The sequence below is a fragment of the Paenibacillus sp. ALE3 genome (assembly GCF_054113405.1).
In genome coordinates, this window is the sequence record NZ_CM134214.1 from 4,948,078 (window position 1) to 4,967,431 (window position 19,354).

Sequence of the window (19,354 nt, forward strand, 5' to 3'; positions counted from 1 at the left end):
TTAAAGCGCTTTCAACCAATATGAAAAATAAAACCTCCTTTGTTAAGAAGGACGATTCAAACCTGACGGTTAATCGTATCTCTATATTATTCAATGAATATGGAAAATTCAATATGTAATTTTATATTTTTATGAATTATTCATTTAATTATTAACCTTAATAAATGTGTTGCTTTAATTCCTAGTTTAAAGTTATAATTTGACAAGTAAAATTCTATATGTTACCTGCCGATATATCTAAAAATAATTGTTTTACGATGAATATAATACAAATATTTACATTTTATGAGGAGGTGAAAATATATGCAATGGTATTTAAAAGTGCTTCAAAACTATGTAGGATTTCAAGGTAGAGCAAGACGTACAGAATACTGGATGTTTACTCTGTTCAATGCGATAGCTGGTCTGGTATTATACTTGTTGGATTTCCTCTTGGGACTTCCTTTCGTATTGTCATCTATCTATGGTCTGGCTGTTTTGTTACCGTCTCTGGGAGTACTTTTCCGCAGACTACACGACACCGGCAAAACCGGGTGGTGGATTCTGATCGCATTGGTTCCTTTTGGGAGCATTGTGCTGCTTGTATTCACATGCCTAGACAGTCAGCCTGGCGACAATAAGTATGGGAAAAACCCTAAATTGTAATTTGATGTAGTTGTCTAAAACCTCTTTCACTTTTGTGAAGGAGGTTTTTTTCATATCCTCTTTTTGTCATCTGCGAATTTTTTTAGCGCTACCTGTTTACAATCTTCTCTTTTAGTTTATTTTAAACGAGTATTAAGCTGGCGCTAAGATTGGGCGTGTATGATGTATTTAAGAATCTGGTAACTACATAAGCCGGATGGGCTAAAGGCATAAACATCACTCCCGTTGGATATCCATATACCGTTCCACCCCGTCAGAAATTTAATGAAACACAAAAGGAGATTTACACTTATGAATCGAAAACGAATGTTGGTCATCTGCACACTGTTGCTGGCGTTATCTATTGGGCAGTCATCTACTTGGGGAAGTCGGGCTAATGCTGCTGCACTGGCTCCAGAGAGAGCCCTTCATGTACAGGACAATGAAGCTTCCAAGGATGATGATCTGTTGAAAGCACTGGGTATATCCTCGGATGAGCAATTATATGATGCGTTATATAATGGTCAAACCTTGGCTGATATTGCACAAACCCATAATCAGGATGCTCAGGCTATCGTTGATCTACAGGTAGCTCAGTTGACGGAGCAGTTGGATCAACGACTGGCCAATAAGAGCATTACCCTTGAGCAATACCAAGCCCATAAGGCAGAACTGACACAAGTCGTTGCCAAAAGTGTGTTCGGCCTTTAAGCCTAGGACACGACCGAACATAAAAAAGGCGCTGAAACCATAGAGGATCAGCGCCTTTTTTTGTATTTGATGTAACTTACGCTTGATATACCCGAATCAGATTGGTCGTGCCCGCCTCAGCGACAGGAACACCTGCTGACAGGACTACAGTATCTCCTTTATGGATATAGCCTGCATTCAGCGCGTTACGGATGGAAGATTCGAACATTTCATCCGTTGTGGCTACCTTATCCCCTTTAATCGGGAATACACCGGACAAGAGGCAAATTTTAGCGAATACTGTGTTATTCGGAGTAACCGCAATGATCGGTGCCTTCGGACGATATTTGGACACCATACGAGCCGTGAATCCACTAGCAGTCGAGGTAATAATCGCTTTGGCATCCAGCTCCAGAGACGAACTCACTGCACCTTGACTAATGACTTCGGTAATGTTCGTGCTTTGGCGTGCTCTGCGCTTATCGAACTGCTCCTGGTAATCCAATTGGGATTCTGCACTGGCAGCTACCGCAGCCATGGTCCGTACGGATTCAACAGGGTATTTACCTGCAGCAGATTCGCCCGACAGCATCACTACGTCAGCTCCCTGCATAACGGCATTGAACACGTCACTAACTTCAGCTCTCGTCGGACGCGGGTTCACCTGCATGGACTCCAACATGTGAGTAGCGACAATAACGGGCTTACCGACCAGATTACACTTGTCGATCATTTCTTTTTGCATCACAGGCACGTCTTGAATCGGCACTTCCACGCCCAGGTCGCCACGAGCTACCATAATACCGTCCGAAGCTTCGATGATATCATCCAGGTTTTCCATGCCTTCGGCATTTTCAATTTTGGAATAAATCTGTACGTGCTCGGCATGATGTCCTTTCAAAATCTCACGGATTTCACGGATGTCGTCGCCTTTACGCACAAAAGAAGCCGCAATAAGCTCGATACGCTGCTCCACCCCAAATTGAATGTGCTTCACGTCGCGCTCTGTTACGCCTGGAAGAGTTGTATGAATCCCTGGCAGATTCACACCTTTTCTCGGCTTCAAAATACCGCCGCTTACGATATTACAAATCATCTCGGTTCCTTCGATGGAGGTTACAGTCAGATCAACCAAACCGTCGTCGATGAGAATGCGGTCACCTGTTTTGATATCCTTCGGCATATCTGGGTAATTCACCGAAATACGATGCTCGTCCCCCAAAATCTCTTCCGTGGTCAGAATGAGCTGGCTGCCTGGCTTCAGTAGAACAGATGCCTCTTTCAGCTTGCCAATCCGTATTTCCGGTCCTTTAATATCCATCATGACAGGGATACAGGTATTCATTTCCTTCGCTGCCTGTCTTACATTTTCAATACGTTTAACATGATCCTCCAGCTCCCCATGAGCCATGTTTAAGCGAGCTACCGTCATACCAGCCTGGATCATTTCTTTTAACAAATCAATGGAGTCACAGGCAGGTCCCATAGTACAAATAATTTTCGTTTTAAGCATAGTAATGTCATCCTCCTGAATGTCTTTACTGTATGGTTTCTATTCCACTTTGCTTCTCTATCTACATTAAACTTATATGCTTCTATTCTACCTGTACCCGTGCACCAAGACTATGAACTATAGTATGATGAATGTACTACAGTATAGTGAATATTGAAGACATCGGGGAGTGAGTTTCGTGATTACATTGATGGATATACGGCAGGACAACGGTGTGGACTGGTATGAAAAGGCTGGCACAAATAGCAGCCACGATGACTTACTGTTCATCTTGGTCACCTTTGGCAAATGTGTATATTGGGTGAACGATTGCAAGTTCATTCTTGGCAAGGGTGAAGCACTGCTTTTACCCGCTCATCTGAACTACTATGGAAAGAGTATTCCTACGCTTTTCCATACCAAGTATGTGATACATTGCCGCAAAACATGTACGAACAGTACACTTCCTATACTGAACATAAACAAGCCGTTATTAATCAAACCAGGATGCTACGATATGCTGCATGAACGGATCAAATCGATGTATTATCAATGGACAGAACACCCAAGCTACTATACTCTGATGGCTGACTGTCTGCTGACCGAGGCCATGATTTATATGAACCAGGAATGGGACAAAGGCGCCATTTCTTGCGATAAAGAGCGGCATGTGGAACATATGAAACAGTATATACAGAATCACTACAGGGAAAAGGTAACCAAAGAAGAGCTTGGCGACGCCATCCGCAAAACCCCCAACTATGCGGCGACACTGCTGCGTGAGGTCACACGCCAAACGATTAGTGAGCATGTACATACGCAACGTATTAAAACCGCCATCTACATGCTAACCGAGTCGCGGCTAACGATTCGTGAAATTTCGGAGTATGTGGGCTATAGCGATGTTTCCTATTTTCATCGGATCTTCAAACGCTTAACAGGCTGTTCCCCGTCCGAATTTCTGGATGATCGTTCATCCATCGTCTAATCTGATAGCCTGAAGCGGAATATCATAGATAGAAAAATTGGCCGCCCTACATGGAATTCATGTAAAAGCGACCATTATCATTATACTTACGCGCATGAATCTGCGTGTATTTGGGCTGACTGGATGATATTATTTGGAGGAACCCGCTGTTTTGACTTTATCCAGCATTTTATCGCTAAAGCCAAACATCCAAGTCAGGACAAAAGATACAGCCATAGCAGCCAAGTTCGCCAAAATGTAAAGCGGAAGCTGATGGTTCATGTAGAGCAACGTACCCGGAATAACTGTAACCGCCATCCCTGTAGCCGCCAAATGGAAGACTGAAGCAATAAAACCACCAACCGCTCCGCCGATGAGACCCATGACAAAAGGCTTCATATATCTCAGATTGACTCCGAAGATAGCCGGCTCTGTAATCCCCAGGAAAGCGGAGAACGAAGAAGGAAGGGCCAACGCTTTCAGCTTGCTGTCCTTCGTTTTCAGACCAACCGCCAGGCAGGCAGCTCCCTGTGCAGCCATTGCGCAGGTAATAATAGCATTGAAGGCATTTACGCCGTTCTTTTCAAGCAGTTGGATCTCCAGAAAATTAAATATATGATGCACACCTGTAACGACGATAATCTGATGCAAAAAGCCGATGACGATCCCTGCAATACCGAAAGGCAAATCAAGTACAAATATTGTTCCGTGCAGCACCCATTCTTCAAGTGAATGGAACACTGGACCGATAGCAAACAGTCCCAAAGTGATCATAATCAACAGTGTTAAAAACGGTGTCAGAATCAGATCCAGCGCTTCAGGCACCCGTTTACGCAGCGCCCGCTCCAGTTTGGCTCCGATCAAACCCACGAAGAAGGCTGGCAATACTGAGCCCTGATAGCCCACCACTGGAATGAATCCGAACATCGTCAACGGATGAGCTGAGCCGTCCGCAACACTATACGCGTTAGGGAGAGCCGGGTTTACCAGCATCAGACCGAGAACGATACCCAGCACCGGACTACCGCCGAATACTCTAAAGGCTGACCATGCGACTAACGCAGGCAGAAAGGCAAAAGCCGTATCCGTTAATACCTGTGTATATAATAAAAAGTTAGGTGAAATATCCTGCGGCGTCATACCGAGCAGAGCGAGAATTTGCGGCTGAGTAAGCAAACCGCGCAGTCCCATGAACAACCCCGTAGCGACCAGCACTGGAATAATCGGTACAAACACATCGCCAAAGGTACGAATGGACCGCTGGAAGACGTTGCCCTCCTTTTTCGCCTGACTCTTCACCTCTTCTTTAGATGAACCCGTCACGCCAAGCTTCTCAACCTCTTCAAAAATCCGATTTACCGTTCCTGTACCAAAAATAATCTGATATTGACCTGAATTGAAGAAAGCACCCTTAACCTTGTCGATCTCTTCAACTTTTTTCTGATCAATCTTCTCCTTATCATGCACCATAATTCGTAAGCGCGTTGCACAGTGAGCAAACGAAGCGATATTTTCCTTTCCACCGATCGCCTCGATCACTTCTTTAGCTATCTCTCTGTTTTCCGCCATGATGTTCATCCCCTCGTTCATTCCGTTATGTTTGATGATTAACGATCCACTTGATGAATTAGCCTACTCATGTAAAATTCCATTTTACCGCTTGGAAGAGAGCCTCTCCCTTGTCGGCAAAAAAGCGTATTTCGTCACTCTCTGGGTGCGGAAAAATACGACTGGTGAACACTTCTTCCCCATCATTGATGAAAATCTCAACCGAAGATGTATCCACAAACAGATGAAGTTTGATATGATCCTTATCCCATGCACACTGCCGCACTTCACCATACTCAGCGGCTACAGGCTCACCCGATTGCGAACGGTCCAATACAAGTTTGCGGCTGACGGCGTTATATTTTATCACCGTTTTCTCCGTCTCACTCGCACGGAATTCGATACCAAATGCCTTCGCATCCAAAAGATCTACTTCACAGATCAGCTCATACGCTGTACCTTTAAATCCTTCATAGGTTTTGCTCTCTGAAGACAACGTATCAGCTACCCGATCCTCACTATTTCTACGCAATGTGGTTAGTTCTGGGATTGGCCGCTGCAAGAGTTTTCCCTCATGAAGCGTAAGTTCTCTCGGTAACGTCAGACAATGGGCCCATCCGTTCGGATCTGTCGGGTATTCGATATCCGGCAGCCCCATCCAGGCCACCATAATACGCCGCCCCTGCGGGTCAATCATCGTCTGTGGTGCATAGAAATCAAAGCCTCTATCGAGCTCGTGGAATGCGCCATGCTCCAGTGTTCTTGTCTCTGTATTCAGCAGTTTGCCGATGACGTAGCCCGATTGATAAATGTTGTGGTTTTCGTCCCCTGAAGGCTCCAAGCCCTGTGGAGAAAAGACCAAGACCCCTGCTCCGTTCAGTTCAAAATAATCCGGACATTCCCACATATATCCAAACGATTCCAGCCCGGTGTTCAGTTCCCCCTCGAACTGCCAAGTATGAAGATCGGTTGAACGGTAAAGGACAACGCAGCCTGTTGAATTCGTTCTCTGGGCACCAATCACACAGTAGAAACTATCGCCGTCCTTCCACAGCTTGGGATCACGAAAATGATCTGTATAGCCTTCTGGTACATGATCAATAACAGGATGCTCCCACTTGGTAATGCGACCGCTCTCATCCATTACAGCCATGCATTGATAAGGATGTCTAATCCAGTTTTCGTCTCTTGTATTTCCTGTGTACATCATGTATAACTTGTCCTCATGCTCTAGCGCGCTGCCGGAATAAGCCCCATGCGAGTCGAAATTGTCCCCAGGTGTGATGCCAATGCCTGCACTATGCCATGTGACCAAATCTTTGGATTTCAAATGATACCAATATTTCATCCCATGATCGGTTCCGAGCGGGAACCACTGATAAAATAAATGGTATTCACCTTGATAATATGAAAATCCATTCGGATCATTGAGTAAACCTGTCGGTGGCTGGATATGAAACGACTGTCGCCACTGACATTGCTCCACCTTTTTCTGCAAGCTCGCTATTTCACCGGGCTCTGCCTGCTCGATCAATCGATACTTTTGTTCTTTTGTCATTTTCATAGGTGTACCTCATTTTTTAAAAGCTTAGATTTAGGGAACCGGTTCCAAATTAACGAAAAAATATTATAACGGAACCGGTTCCTATACGATTAAAAAAAATACTCATCCATGGAGTTGCAACCGATTCCAATTGTGCAAGAGTAAAATGGAACCGGTTTCGAAGAAATTATAATCCACTTGTTTAACGTTTGTCAACGCTTTCTCTTTCAATAAGGGAATAATCCATGACTGTTACTTGCTCTACCGTTTTATGTTCTACCAGCCGTACAATATTTTGTGCTGCTACACGTCCAGCCTCCATATACGGATATTGAACAGTTGTTAGCGCAGGGTGAATGACCTCCGTAATATCGTATCCCCCAAAGCCAGTTACCGACAAATCCGACGGAATGGTAATTCCTCTGGAATAAGCCGCGTTGATTACCCCAAGCGCGATATTATCTGTAGCACACACCATTAACGATGGTTTGAATTGGTCCAAAATGGCGGATGCAGCAATCCGTGCATCGGACATTTTAAACCCGGTTTCATAGTATCTGATATCATATCCTGCGGCTCGCATCGCCTCGTCCGTATAACACGCAGCAGGTAATGCATCGCGAACAGCCTCCCTAAAGCCCTCTTTACGCTGCACACCGACAGCAACATCCCTTTCAGTCACACCGACATAGGCAATTTCACGGTGGCCCTGTGACAGGACATATGCGCCGATATCATATCCGGCACGATAATCATCATGGATAAGGCTATGGATCTGCTCATGTTGTTGGCCTACCAGCAATACCGGAATACTGATGTCACGAATCGCGGTCAGATGGTCGTCTGTAATTTGAGCAGCCAGCAGAATGATACCTGAAATTTTTTGCCGTGCGAACTCATAGATCGCTTCGATTTCACGTTTTACATCCTGACTCGTATTAGAGATCAACATCTGGTAATGCTGGGAACGCAGCTCCTCATCAATCCCCATTAACGTATGGGATGTGGCAAAAGAATCCAGCCGTGGCACGACGGTTCCGATAATGTTGGTTCGTTTTGCCTTTAGACTCTGGGCAAAGGTATTGGGCACATACCCCGTGGCTTTGACCACCTTTTCAATTTTACGTCTCGTATCCAGGCTGACAGAGCCACCGTTCAAAAAACGGGATACCGTGCTCTTGGATACACCAGCCATTTGGGCTATATCTGCAATCGTCTTATTCATGAGGTCCCCCGGAGATTTTCATTTTCATAAGTGTCCAAAACTTCTCATTTTACATAAATCTATAATACCATATGGCGGGATTGGATTGCTGTAGCTCCAAACTCATCATACAAAAAAGCCGTTCCTTCCATGAAGAAGGAAACGGCGGTTCATGATGAACTGAATTTAAAAATCGAAGTTATCCGGATCAGGACCTACCCGAAGATTGGCATTTAACGCCTGAATTTGATCCATATCCTCACGCGTCAATTCAAAGTCAAAAATATCGGCATTTTCAACGATTCGATGTGCCTTGGTGGACTTGGGAATAGTGACGACTCCTTGCTGTACATCCCAGCGTAAAATCACTTGGGCCACCGATTTACCGTACTTGTTTGCTATGTCTTGCAGTACCGGATGATCGAGCAATTGGCCTTGCATGAGCGGGGACCAGGCTTCCATTTGGATGTTGTTCTTTTGACAGAATTGCAGCAGCTCGGCTTGAGTTAATTGCGGGTGGAATTCCACCTGATTGACCATTGGCTTGATTTCTGCATCCTTCATGAGATCTTCCAAATGATGAATTTGGAAGTTGCTGACTCCAATTGCCTTAATCCGTCCTTCTTTATACAAGGACTCCAAAGCTCTCCATGCTTCTTTGTACTTCCCTTGAACCGGCCAATGAATCAGATATAGATCCAGATAGTCCAGTCCCAACTTGTCTAGGCTTGCTTCATAAGCGGCTCGTGTCTCTTCATAGCCTAAATCTGCATTCCACACTTTGGACGTGACGAACAGATCTTCTCTGGATAGATTATTCTCCGAGAGGGCTTCCTGAATAGCCTGTCCTACACTGTTTTCATTCGCATAGATTGCCGCTGTATCTATACTGCGGTAGCCATGCTTTACAGCAGCCTTTACAGCATTAACCAGCTCTGAACCTTCCTCCACTTTAAATACTCCGATGCCAAACCAAGGCATACGAACTCCGTTGTGCAATGTTGTTGTGCTTTGTAGGTTTTGTGTCATTGTATATCTTCCTCTCTATTTTTTAAAAGTTTTAGCCTACCAAGGCGGTTGTATCCCTTTTTTCGAGCATACGACTCCAGGCTGTCAGTAGAACCGCAACAAAAACCATTACCCCACCGACCCAAGTCGTATGCATGAGACCCAGTGAATCCGTCACCATTCCTCCCACATATGCTCCAATTGCGATCCCTGCGTTGAAGGCCGCAATATTAACAGCAGAGGCGACATCGACAGCTTTGGGTGCAAAACGTTCGGCTAACATGACTACATATACCTGTAGACCAGGCACATTCATAAACGCAAGCAATCCCATAAAGAAAATCGTTATCAGACCTGCCGTTTGAAATGGCACGGTAAACCACAACAGAAACAGAATTACAGCTTGAATGAGAAACATGTAAAATAAAGCTGAAAGCGGTCTGCGATTCGCAGCTTTTCCACCAATAACATTCCCGATAGCAATGGCGATTCCATACAATAAGAGAATGAACGTTACCGTATTTTGTCCAAAACCGGTTATGTCATGAAGTAATGGAGATAAATAAGTAAACACGACGAATGTGCCACCATATCCCAAGGCAGTAATGATAAATGCAAGTAGCAAGCGACCATTCGTAACCAGTTTGACCTGCTCGCTGAAAGGAGTCTTATTTCCTTTTCGAAGCGTAGAGGGCAGCAGAATCAGATTGGCAATGAGGGCCACAACACCGACGACCACAATGGCCATAAATGCAGCCCGCCAACCCCATTGCTGCCCAACGTAGGTGCCCAACGGTACCCCTGTGACGGTGGCAACGGTCAAGCCAGAGAACATAATAGAAATAGCACTCGCCCGCCGATCATCGGGAACAAGGTCGGCCGCGATGGTGGACCCGATGGACATGAACACCCCATGGGAGAACGCCGAGATTACACGTGCAATCAGCAGCAGGGTGATTCCGCTAGAAACCGCAGCAAGGCTGTTGCCTGCTATAAATACAATCATGATCCACAGCAGCAGCGTTTTACGAGGAACACTCGATGTTAATGAGGTCAACACAGGTGCCCCAATGGTAACCCCTAATGCATACAGCGTTACGGTTAGTGCGGACATCGTTACGGATATGTGCAAGTCTTCAGCGATCAGGGGAAGCAGTCCTACACTGATGAACTCAGTTGTCCCAATGGCAAAGGCGCTTACGGCTAAAGCCAGTAATGGCCAGATACTTCGCTTGGATTCTGGCGACATGTTTTTCACTCCTATCTATAGTAATCTTCGACCAGCAGATGTTATTATGAGTTATTCAATCAATTATGAACAGTACGTACTTTTTAGTGATATAGGTACCAAAAAGTACCCTACTGGTGACATACACGGAGGGATCGGCATTGGGAAAGAAAAAATACAATATCTCTGTTGAGGCGACATTAGAGGTAATCGGGGGAAAATGGAAGTGTGTGATTCTGTGTCATTTGACCCATGGAAAAATGCGGACAAGTGAATTAAAGCGAATGATGCCTTCTATAACACAAAAAATGCTGACTCAACAGCTTCGTGAATTAGAGGAAGACGGCATTGTCAATCGAATTAGCTATAATCAGGTTCCACCCAAAGTGGAGTACGAGCTTAGTGAATATGGATGTAGTTTGAAAAGCATTTTGGATTCACTTTGTGCCTGGGGAGAAAGACATATTATTAAAGAATACGGGGATAAATCGGCGGTTTTAGAGGATAATATTCTGAATAAGCTGTAAAGCAAAAAAAGCGTCTGCAATAGATTAGCAGGCGCTTTCTCTCTTAGAGTTCCAAGAGTTACGAATTGGACATCATTTTATTTTGTGAAATCAATGACCATACGTCCTTGGATTTTGCCATGCTCCATCTCTTCGAAGATCTCATTGATGTCTTCAAGCGGACGTTTTTGTACAAGAGGTACAACTTTACCTTCTGCAGCGAACTGGAATGCTTCTTTAAGGTCTTCACGAGTACCGACCAAGGAGCCGATTACTTGAATGCCGTCCAGAACCAGACGCGGAATGTCGAGATCCATCTTATCAGTTGGAAGACCTACAGCTACAACACGCGCGCCAGCCTTTACAACGTCAATGGCTTGGTTGAAAGGTGTTTTGGCAACAGCAGTAACTACGGTTGCATCCAGACCAGCACCGTTGGTTAATTCCTTAGCTCGGGCGACTGGATCTTCTTTCATGCTGTTAACAATATAGTCAGCACCAATTTTTTTGGCCAGTTCGAGTTTTTCATCACTGATGTCAAAGGCTACAACTTTAGCATTGAACACATTTTTTGCGTATTGTACAGCCAGGTTACCCAAACCGCCAATACCAAAGATACCGATCCATTGTCCTGGTCTGATATCACTCACTTTAACAGCTTTATAGGTTGTAACCCCTGCGCAAGTTACACTGCTTGCAGCAGCAGGATCAAGATTATCTGGTACTTTGACCGCATAGTCAGCTGTGACAATACATTGTTCTGCCATTGCACCATCTACCGTGTATCCGGCATTTTTAACTTCACGACACAAAGTTTCTCGTCCGGTTAAACAATATTCGCAGTGACCGCAGCTTTCGAACATCCAGGCAATACTTACGCGATCGCCAACTTTAAGGCTGGTTACTCCTTCACCTAATTCAATGACTTTCCCAATACCTTCATGTCCCAGAACTCTGCCTGTGACATCACCGAAATCTGCATTTTTTACGTGTAAATCTGTGTGGCAAACCCCGCAATATTCAACTTGGACTAACGCTTCCCCATGTTTCAGGGAGCGCAAAGGTTTCTCTTCTACACTAACTTTCTTGTCTTTTGTAACAATCGCTGCTTTCATGTAGATCTCTCCTTTGAGTGGATATGGAATTATTTTGTAATGCACACCCCACTATTATAGTTACTTCCCCCAAAGAGGACAAACAAATATTTCACCACTCCATTATTCTCTCTACACCCGGTAATAATAAGCAACCAGTTCTACCTTTTTCCTAAGTCCTTGTACCCTTGCAGGAACTTTGTACAATAATTTACAATGTAAAAAGTTTCACATAATCTATTTGGAAGAAGGATAAAGAAACATGAAAAAACACTGGAGAGGTTGCTTGTTCAGCATATTTTCCATAATCTTGGCATTGTCGGTAACAGGATGTACACCATCCGCCACTTCTAGTACTACTAGCGCAACATCATCATCATCCGCTAACAACGTACATGCAGTTGTTCAGAAAAGCCCGCACTGGTCCTACGAAGGGGATGAAGGACCCGAGCATTGGGGGGAGCTGGAAAAGGATTTTGTCGCTTGTGGTAATGGTCAGGAACAGTCTCCCATCAACATAGAGCATTCCCATCTGGAAGCTTCGCATACGCAGCAACCGCTACAGGTTCATTATTCAACCACTAAAGTATCCATACTAAATAATGGACACACCGTCCAAGTCAATGCAGCTAGTCCCAGCAATGATATTGTCGTGGACGGCACAAAATTCACTCTAAAGCAGTTTCATTTTCATCATCCAAGTGAACACCAAATAGATGGTAAAAATGCTGAAATGGAGCTTCATTTTGTTCATCAAAGCGACACTGGAAGCACAGCCGTCTTAGGCGTTCTTATTCAAAGCGGCAAAGAAAACAAGGCTTTCAATCGCATCTGGTCCAAACTGCCAAAAGGTATCTCTCAAGAAACGAACTTGGAGGGAGAAATAAATCTTGCTACGCTGCTGCCAAAAGACCTGCACTCCGTTCGCTACAACGGGTCGCTGACTACCCCGCCATGCACAGAACATGTGAATTGGACGGTATTGGAACAGCCTATTGAAATGTCGGCAGACCAAATTAAACAGTTTGCTGCCATTTTTCCCGATAACCATCGTCCTGTACAACAACTGGGAACCCGTGAGCTGAAGGCCGATAAATAATAAAATATAGTGCCCTAAGATGTAAGGTGCATTTATATCTAATACAAACAACAAGAAGCCTCCTCTGTTCATCTGAATAGAGGGGCTTCTTGTTATTAAAGGTGCTTCCTAGCTTACAATCGTTATAATCGCACCAGTTGCTCCACCTTCACCGGCTGGCCTGTACGCATAGAGCGGTTGGCGGCGATGCCTGTTAAAATGGACCATGCGCCGTCGATATGAGAGGCCGCACGATGGAACCGATCCTCTGCCGGCTTATCGAAAATATCCCGTAGCATGACTGGATCTCCTCCGCCATGTCCCCCCACGCCTTCCTCTACTTCGACCTCGTAAGGTGCTGCAAAGTGAGGATAGATCGTGATGGTTTTCTCTTTTAACGCCCCCTCATCTGCCTTGCTGCCACCGGAATTAACATAGGATTGCTCGGATACCCGAACTTCCATCCGTCCTTTGGTGCCGTTAAATACGATGATAAAGCCCTCCCAAGGCATATAAGCGTTGAGTGAGTAGTTCATTACCGCTTTATTCTGATACTTCACCATGACACTCAGCGTATCCTCGATACTGATATTGTCGCCAAATACGCTTTGGTCCCGCACGTACCCATCCTCATGCTCCGCATCCAGATACATGTTTTTTAGATGTTCGTTACGATCCAAGTGTAAGGCAAATGGGTCATTTTCCGCCGCCTTGCTGCCATAAGCGCGTTGATAGAACTCCGTCACGCCACGCTGCTCCGCATTTTCCCGGCCGTAAAATTTCAAGTCGCCCATCGCATATACCGTCTCCGGCTTTGAGCCAAGCCAGAAGTTCATCAGATCAAAATGATGCGTCGATTTATGCACCAGCAGACCGCCGCTATTGCGCTTGTCCCGGTGCCAGCGGCGGAAATAATCTGCGCCATGCTGGGTATTCAGCAGCCATTCAAAATTGACGGACAAGATGTCACCCAGCGTCCCGTCCATGATAACCTCACGGATTTTCGTATTATGCGGGGCATAGCGATAGTTAAAGGTGACGCGCAGCTTTCGTCCCGTGCGGTCTATGGCATCCAGAATGTCTTGGCATTTGTCTTCGTCGACCGTCATCGGCTTCTCGGAAATGACATCACAGCCCAACTCCATCGCCCGGATAATATACCGATGATGCACCCGGTCAATGGTGGTGACGATGACGATATCCGGCTTCGTCTCCGCGATCATTCGGTCAAATTCGTGGGCTTTATAGGTTGGAATCGGATGGTGTTCGTATTTCTCCTGCAACAGCCGATTGGCATAATCCATTCTCGTCTGATTGACGTCACAGAACGCGACCAGCTCTGATGTATCTTTGAAAACGGTAACAACTTCACCGTAAAAAAATTCAGCTCTTCCTCCGGTGCCCACAAGCGCATATTTGATTTTAGCCAATTGGTTCACACCCTTTACATGAATTACTTATATTTTATAGTATAAGAAAGAGCAAAATCTTCGCTTTTATTGTGAATTCATCCAAAAAGTATGCATATATTATTCTCATGAATGCTTTCATAAAGGAGAACGCTGCTATGATCGCTACACCCCTTTTTGCCATCGAGCAAGCGCTTCGGATGGTGCCTTTTAGCATGTCTGCCGACCATGTCCATCAAGCGCATGAAATCTATTATCTGCTGGCAGGAGAGCGCTACTACTACATTAATCAGCGTGTATACGCGCTACAAAAGGGGGATCTGATCTGGATTAGCAAACATGATTTTCACCGTACGAGTAACAAGGGGAGCGGCAGCCATGAGCGAATTTTAATCAACTTTGATGAAGCGTTTGTAGCCTCGTCCACGTCTGTTACTCCATCCAGCGATCAGAGCCACCTGCTTTTGCCTGAAAAAAGCTTTTTGCTTCGCCCCTCCGCGGAAGAACAACGCGAGCTGGAGCATCTGTTCCAGCAAATGCTGGATGAATACCATCAAGAGCATGCATACCGTCATATGTATCTTCAAAGCCTGTTGCTACAGCTACTGATCCGAATCCGCCGCATACAATCAGCGGCTCCTGACACCATAGCGCCGGAACGCAGCGAGCAGCAGCAACGTGTGTACTCGGTGATTGAGTACCTGCATGCCCACTATGCCGAGAAGCTGTCGTTGGAGCAACTGGCAGGACATTTTTATATTAGCAGCACATATCTGTGCCGCATTTTCAAGCAGACCACAGGCTTTACCCTGGTCGAGTATCTTCAAGATGTACGGGTCCAGCAGGCTCGGGCGTATTTGAAGGAAACGAACTGGAAAGTGACCGCCATTGCTGAAAAAACGGGCTTTGACAGCATTGCTCACTTTGGCCGTGTATTCAAGCATTTCACCGGGCGTACTCCGTTACAGTATCGGAAATCGCACAAAAAGGAGTAGGGAAACGCCCCTACCCCTTGATGCCTGTTAAGGTAATGCCTTCAATAATTTGCTTTTGGGCAATGATATAGACGATGAGCACTGGAACGACAGAGATGGTGGTGCCTGCCATCATCAGTGACCAATCGGCGGTATATAGTCCTTTGAAATTGTTGAGCAAAAGCGGAACTGTAAATTTCTCCGGTGTATTGAGATAGATCAGCGGATCAAGAAAGCTATTCCAGGCACCCAAAAAGGTGAAAATTCCGATCGCCGCCAATGCTGGACGAACGAGTGGCAGAATGACACTCCAGTAAATGCGAATGTATCCCGCCCCGTCCATGACTGCTGCTTCCTCCAGATCACGTGGAATACCCATGACGAATTGACGGAGCAAAAACACCGCGAATGCATTAAACAAGGCTCCAGGTACGATCAGCGACCAATGCGTATCCAGCCAACTGATACGATCCATCACCAAGTATAACGGAATCATCGTTACCTGCTTAGGCACCATCATCGTAGCGAGGAACAAAATAAACAATATATCCGAACCTGGAAAACGGATTTTAGCAAAAGCATACGCCGCCATAGAAGCGCTAATCAACGTTGCTGTCACGATGATAAACGTAATGTAAAAGCTATTCATGTACGCCTGCACGAAGGGCATGGCCTCCAGCGAAGCCGGATAGTTACTCCATACAAACGGATCGGGAATCCATTGCGGCGGAACGACAAAAATTTGAGAGATATCCTTTAGCGAACTGAGGATGGTCCACAGAAATGGAAAAAACATGATTAAAGAGCCGACAGCGAGCAGCACATGGCGCAGGAACATCCTGCCTCTACAACTAATCTCCATAGTGCACCCACCTCTTTTGCATTTTAAATTGCAGCAGTGTAAATATGAGAATGATCACGAACAAAATCATTGCCGCTGCCGCACTTTCTCCCATCGTGAAATCTATGAATGCCTGATCGTAAATGTGATATACAAGCGTATAGCTTGCTTTGGCCGGCCCGCCGTTTGTCATGACGAACGCCTGATCGAACACCTGAAAAGAGCTAATAACCATCATGATGGTGACAAAAAAGGTCGTTGGTGACAATAGCGGCAATGTAATATACCTTAGCTGCTGGAACTTGCTGGCCCCGTCAATTTCGGCTGCCTCGTAATAGCTTTTGGAGATGCCCTGGAGTCCTGCCAAAAAAATGACCATGTTGTATCCCAGTCCCAGCCATATGCTAAGTAGAGCTATCGACGGGATCACCCAATGCGTATCGGTAAGCCACATTGGGCCTGTAACCCCAATCGCTCGCAGCAAGTGGTTTAAAATGCCGAATTCGCCGTTCAGTATCCACATCCAGATGACCCCAACCGATACCGAGCTGGTTACGACAGGCATGAAAAAAAACAAACGATAGATTTCCCTGCCCTTTACTTTATTGAGCACGATGGCTACGAGCAGAGCCAACACAATCCCCACGGGGATGACCAGCACCATATAGTAGACCGTATTGATGAGTGCCTTCCAAAAGTCAGGATCAGATAATTGACCTTTAAAATTGTCCAAGCCGACAAACAAAGGTACCCCGAAACCATCCCAATTGACAAAACTTAAGTAAAACGCATACAGCAAGGGCAGCAGCGAAAAACATAACAGACCAAGAAACTGGGGGCCAATGAACAGATAGCCCCACAGCGCTTGATACTTTTTCTGCATCTTGTCACCTTCCTCCCTGGTCACGGCCCATCCCGTGTTTACTTGACCGCCTTGGATATGATCTGATTCAACTTTTCAATGGTTGTCGCAGCATCCTGCTTGCCCAGGAACATCAGGTCAATGGTTTCCGTGATATCGGAGTTCAACCCCGGCACCTGTGCATCATACGCTAATGCAGAACCATAAGCATGCCCTTTATCTCGTCCCTCAGTCAGATAGCCTGAGTGCTCAATCGTCGCCTTTTTCATGATGCTCTCGTCTGCGGCAGCAAGCGTACCCATGGCATTGCCACCTTCAACCAGCCGCTCCTCCTGCCCTTTCACAGAGACGTAGAATGCTGCCAGTTTCATGGCCTCTTGCACATGCGGACTATTTTTGTTTACAGCTACATATGCAACCGGAATGGCAACAGGTTCATTTTTACCGGTGTTAGAGGGCCAGTAGATATAATCAAAGTCAAGGCTTTTATTTTGGCTAAACAAGGGCTCCAGCCATCTTCCCGCCGCCAGCATGCCGACCTGGTTGGACATGAACATGGCATCTGCCCCCTGCCCTTTCGGAAGCGAACCAAGGTATACCGCATTTCCCTTTTTCACCATATCGTGCATGAAAGCGAAGGCTTCCTTACCCTTTTCATTGTGGTCCAGCACATATTTGCCTTGTTCATCAAAGATCCGGCCACCATTCGACCACACCCATGAATACCAGTGAGCCCACCAGTTTTCCGCAATATAGCCCTGCTTCCCGGCGGCCTTCAGCTTGGATGTAACCTCCTCAAAGGCGTCCCAGTTCCACTTGCCCTCATCATAGTATTCCTGCGGTGTCTTCACGCCTGCTTCCTTAAATACCTTTTTGTTGTAGTACATGACCATCGGATTGGAGTCAGGAGTAACCCCATAGATTTCCCCATCACGCTTGGCCGGACCCCATAATCCTTCCGGAAAATCCTCGGCCTTCACGTCACTTGCGTCACTGTTTAAAAATTCACCCAAAGGCTGCACCTGTTTTGCTCCGATCAAACGCGCAATCGTCGATTCATAGGAATAAAAGACATCTGGTCCGCGACTTCCCTGTAGCTGTGTCAACAGCTTTTGCTCATATTGGTCTCCTGGTACAGGTACCAGCTTAACCTCGATATTCGGGTTCTCTTTTTCAAATGCATCCAGTGCCCGCTGATACACCTTCACCTCCGCAGGATTACCCCAAACCTGCATCGTAAGCCGCACTTTTTGCCCATCTGTGTTCTCTATCTTGGGGGAAGTGCTGCATGCTGCTGCAAGTAAAAACAGAACGCTGAGGAAAAATCCAATCTTTATCCAGCTCATGTAATTGTCCACCTTAACCGCCTCCTGTAGCTTCGCATGGTTGTATATCACCCTTTATTTGAAGCGCTTACAAAACTTTCCCTATCATCATATGTAGAAGGAGAAAGCGCGATATCCCCATTTTCATTTTTATATAATTTTTTTTCTTTTGAGTGGCTCTAATATGACAGCAACCCAGAAGAAAGACATCACGAGGACGTAAAGGTCTGCACAACAAAAAAAGAAGAATGCAGATCACCTGCTTCCTTCTTTTGTATTCCTTCAATTAGGATTCGTTTTTCTATGACTTTATTAGCATCTTTTCAAAAGTGTTATAGCCATTCGTTTCGCCCATATAAGTATAGCCGCATTGTTTGTAAAACCCGCTAAGCTTGTCATTGCCCGCAATACAATCTAGACGGATTCGATCCTTGCCTGCAAAACGGATGCCTTGCTCAATCCACTGCATGAGCTCACGGCCCAGTCCCTTCCCACTATTATCTCGATCTACAACCAAACGATGCAGATATACGGAAGTTCCTTCCTCAGAATCTGTCTCCTCTAATCCCCACAATCTACTATCCCAAGCACTGGGCTGCTGCTGCAAAATTACTGCACCTGCCAATCGATGATCCACTGACGTTCGGAAAATAACCACTTCTCCGCGTGCAATAGCGCCGCCCAGATTGTGATCATCTTCTCCTTTTAGTAATTTGCCCCATTGCGTGGAGCCCTTGCTGTGCAGCCATCTAGCCGTCTTTAAAATTAATTCGTGAACCTCAGCCTGATCTTCAGCACTTGCCTGAAAAGCTGTTAATCCTGGTTTGACGGATGGATCGACAATAGTCATTGATGTCATGCTGCACCTCAACCCTCTGATTATTTTATTAATGTATAAAATATAGCATAAAAAAGAGAGTATGATGAGCTGGCAGAGCAGTATGATAACAGTCTAGCTGTC

The 19,354-nt window shown here is 45.6% G+C and carries 18 protein-coding genes; 6 read left to right on the forward strand and 12 right to left on the reverse strand.

The genetic code is table 11. The features are described 5' to 3' along the window. The first annotated feature begins 303 nt into the window (after positions 1-303). Both ACXHJ2_RS22225 and ACXHJ2_RS22230 read left to right on the forward strand, forming a co-directional pair. A complete protein-coding gene (locus ACXHJ2_RS22225; RefSeq protein WP_016820212.1) occupies positions 304-645 on the forward strand; it encodes a DUF805 domain-containing protein in 342 nt (113 codons plus the stop codon). Between the two features lie 291 nt (positions 646-936). Then, positions 937-1,335, forward strand: a complete 399-nt coding sequence (locus ACXHJ2_RS22230) for a hypothetical protein (protein ID WP_016820211.1) — start codon at positions 937-939, stop codon at positions 1,333-1,335. Between the two features lie 76 nt (positions 1,336-1,411). Here the strand turns inward: ACXHJ2_RS22230 and pyk are convergent, their stop codons facing one another. Next, entirely contained in the window at positions 1,412-2,827 is a 1,416-nt protein-coding gene (gene pyk / locus ACXHJ2_RS22235) for a pyruvate kinase (protein ID WP_137077650.1), read from the reverse strand. 178 nt (positions 2,828-3,005) lie between these two features. On the opposite strand from pyk, the gene ACXHJ2_RS22240 reads away from it, so the two are divergent. Then, complete coding sequence (locus ACXHJ2_RS22240) at positions 3,006-3,794, forward strand: AraC family transcriptional regulator (RefSeq protein ID WP_165083221.1); 789 nt, start codon at positions 3,006-3,008, stop codon at positions 3,792-3,794. Between the two features lie 129 nt (positions 3,795-3,923). Here ACXHJ2_RS22240 and ACXHJ2_RS22245 read toward each other — a convergent pair whose 3' ends face one another. The 5 genes from ACXHJ2_RS22245 to ACXHJ2_RS22265 all read right to left on the reverse strand — a co-directional run bounded on the left by ACXHJ2_RS22245 (position 3,924) and on the right by ACXHJ2_RS22265 (position 10,325). Further along, complete coding sequence (locus tag ACXHJ2_RS22245) at positions 3,924-5,342, reverse strand: sucrose-specific PTS transporter subunit IIBC (protein WP_013368965.1); 1,419 nt, start codon at positions 5,340-5,342, stop codon at positions 3,924-3,926. A 67-nt stretch (positions 5,343-5,409) separates the two neighbouring features. Further along, positions 5,410-6,885 carry a glycoside hydrolase family 32 protein gene (locus ACXHJ2_RS22250; protein WP_165083223.1) on the reverse strand — a complete coding sequence of 492 codons (1,476 nt, stop codon included), beginning with the start codon at positions 6,883-6,885 and terminating at the stop codon, positions 5,410-5,412. A gap of 181 nt (positions 6,886-7,066) precedes the next feature. Next, complete coding sequence (locus ACXHJ2_RS22255) at positions 7,067-8,089, reverse strand: LacI family DNA-binding transcriptional regulator (protein WP_165083225.1); 1,023 nt, start codon at positions 8,087-8,089, stop codon at positions 7,067-7,069. Positions 8,090-8,254: 165 nt separating this feature from the next. Next, complete coding sequence (locus tag ACXHJ2_RS22260) at positions 8,255-9,097, reverse strand: aldo/keto reductase (RefSeq protein ID WP_025674348.1); 843 nt, start codon at positions 9,095-9,097, stop codon at positions 8,255-8,257. Positions 9,098-9,128: 31 nt separating this feature from the next. After that, positions 9,129-10,325 carry an MFS transporter gene (locus ACXHJ2_RS22265; RefSeq protein WP_058712124.1) on the reverse strand — a complete coding sequence of 399 codons (1,197 nt, stop codon included), beginning with the start codon at positions 10,323-10,325 and terminating at the stop codon, positions 9,129-9,131. Between the two features lie 140 nt (positions 10,326-10,465). Here ACXHJ2_RS22265 and ACXHJ2_RS22270 point away from each other — a divergent pair, with 140 nt between their 5' ends. Beyond that, complete coding sequence (locus ACXHJ2_RS22270) at positions 10,466-10,831, forward strand: winged helix-turn-helix transcriptional regulator (protein ID WP_013368959.1); 366 nt, start codon at positions 10,466-10,468, stop codon at positions 10,829-10,831. Between the two features lie 77 nt (positions 10,832-10,908). Here the strand turns inward: ACXHJ2_RS22270 and adhP are convergent, their stop codons facing one another. After that, a complete protein-coding gene (gene adhP / locus ACXHJ2_RS22275) occupies positions 10,909-11,925 on the reverse strand; it encodes an alcohol dehydrogenase AdhP (RefSeq protein ID WP_013368958.1) in 1,017 nt (338 codons plus the stop codon). Between the two features lie 241 nt (positions 11,926-12,166). On the opposite strand from adhP, the gene ACXHJ2_RS22280 reads away from it, so the two are divergent. After that, the gene (locus tag ACXHJ2_RS22280) at positions 12,167-13,003 is read left to right on the forward strand and encodes a carbonic anhydrase (protein ID WP_165083245.1); all 837 of its coding nucleotides are present in this window, start codon (positions 12,167-12,169) and stop codon (positions 13,001-13,003) included. A 122-nt stretch (positions 13,004-13,125) separates the two neighbouring features. On the opposite strand, the gene ACXHJ2_RS22285 is transcribed toward ACXHJ2_RS22280, so the two are convergent. Continuing rightward, the gene (locus ACXHJ2_RS22285; RefSeq protein ID WP_165083247.1) at positions 13,126-14,412 is read right to left on the reverse strand and encodes a Gfo/Idh/MocA family protein; all 1,287 of its coding nucleotides are present in this window, start codon (positions 14,410-14,412) and stop codon (positions 13,126-13,128) included. 137 nt (positions 14,413-14,549) lie between these two features. Between ACXHJ2_RS22285 and ACXHJ2_RS22290 the strand changes: the two genes are divergently transcribed. Next, positions 14,550-15,386, forward strand: a complete 837-nt coding sequence (locus tag ACXHJ2_RS22290) for a helix-turn-helix transcriptional regulator (RefSeq protein WP_013368955.1) — start codon at positions 14,550-14,552, stop codon at positions 15,384-15,386. 10 nt (positions 15,387-15,396) lie between these two features. Here the strand turns inward: ACXHJ2_RS22290 and ACXHJ2_RS22295 are convergent, their stop codons facing one another. The 4 genes from ACXHJ2_RS22295 to ACXHJ2_RS22310 all read right to left on the reverse strand — a co-directional run bounded on the left by ACXHJ2_RS22295 (position 15,397) and on the right by ACXHJ2_RS22310 (position 19,252). Then, entirely contained in the window at positions 15,397-16,227 is an 831-nt protein-coding gene (locus ACXHJ2_RS22295) for a carbohydrate ABC transporter permease (protein ID WP_165083248.1), read from the reverse strand. Continuing rightward, entirely contained in the window at positions 16,217-17,089 is an 873-nt protein-coding gene (locus ACXHJ2_RS22300) for a carbohydrate ABC transporter permease (RefSeq protein ID WP_165083249.1), read from the reverse strand. The genes ACXHJ2_RS22295 and ACXHJ2_RS22300 overlap by 11 nt, the downstream gene beginning before the upstream one ends. Positions 17,090-17,127: 38 nt before the next feature. After that, on the reverse strand, positions 17,128-18,426 hold the full coding sequence (locus ACXHJ2_RS22305; RefSeq protein WP_165083251.1) for an ABC transporter substrate-binding protein: 1,299 nt from the start codon (positions 18,424-18,426) through the stop codon (positions 17,128-17,130). Positions 18,427-18,694: 268 nt separating this feature from the next. Continuing rightward, positions 18,695-19,252: a GNAT family N-acetyltransferase gene (locus tag ACXHJ2_RS22310; protein WP_165083253.1), complete on the reverse strand. Its 558-nt coding sequence runs from the start codon at positions 19,250-19,252 to the stop codon at positions 18,695-18,697. Positions 19,253-19,354: the final 102 nt, after the last annotated feature.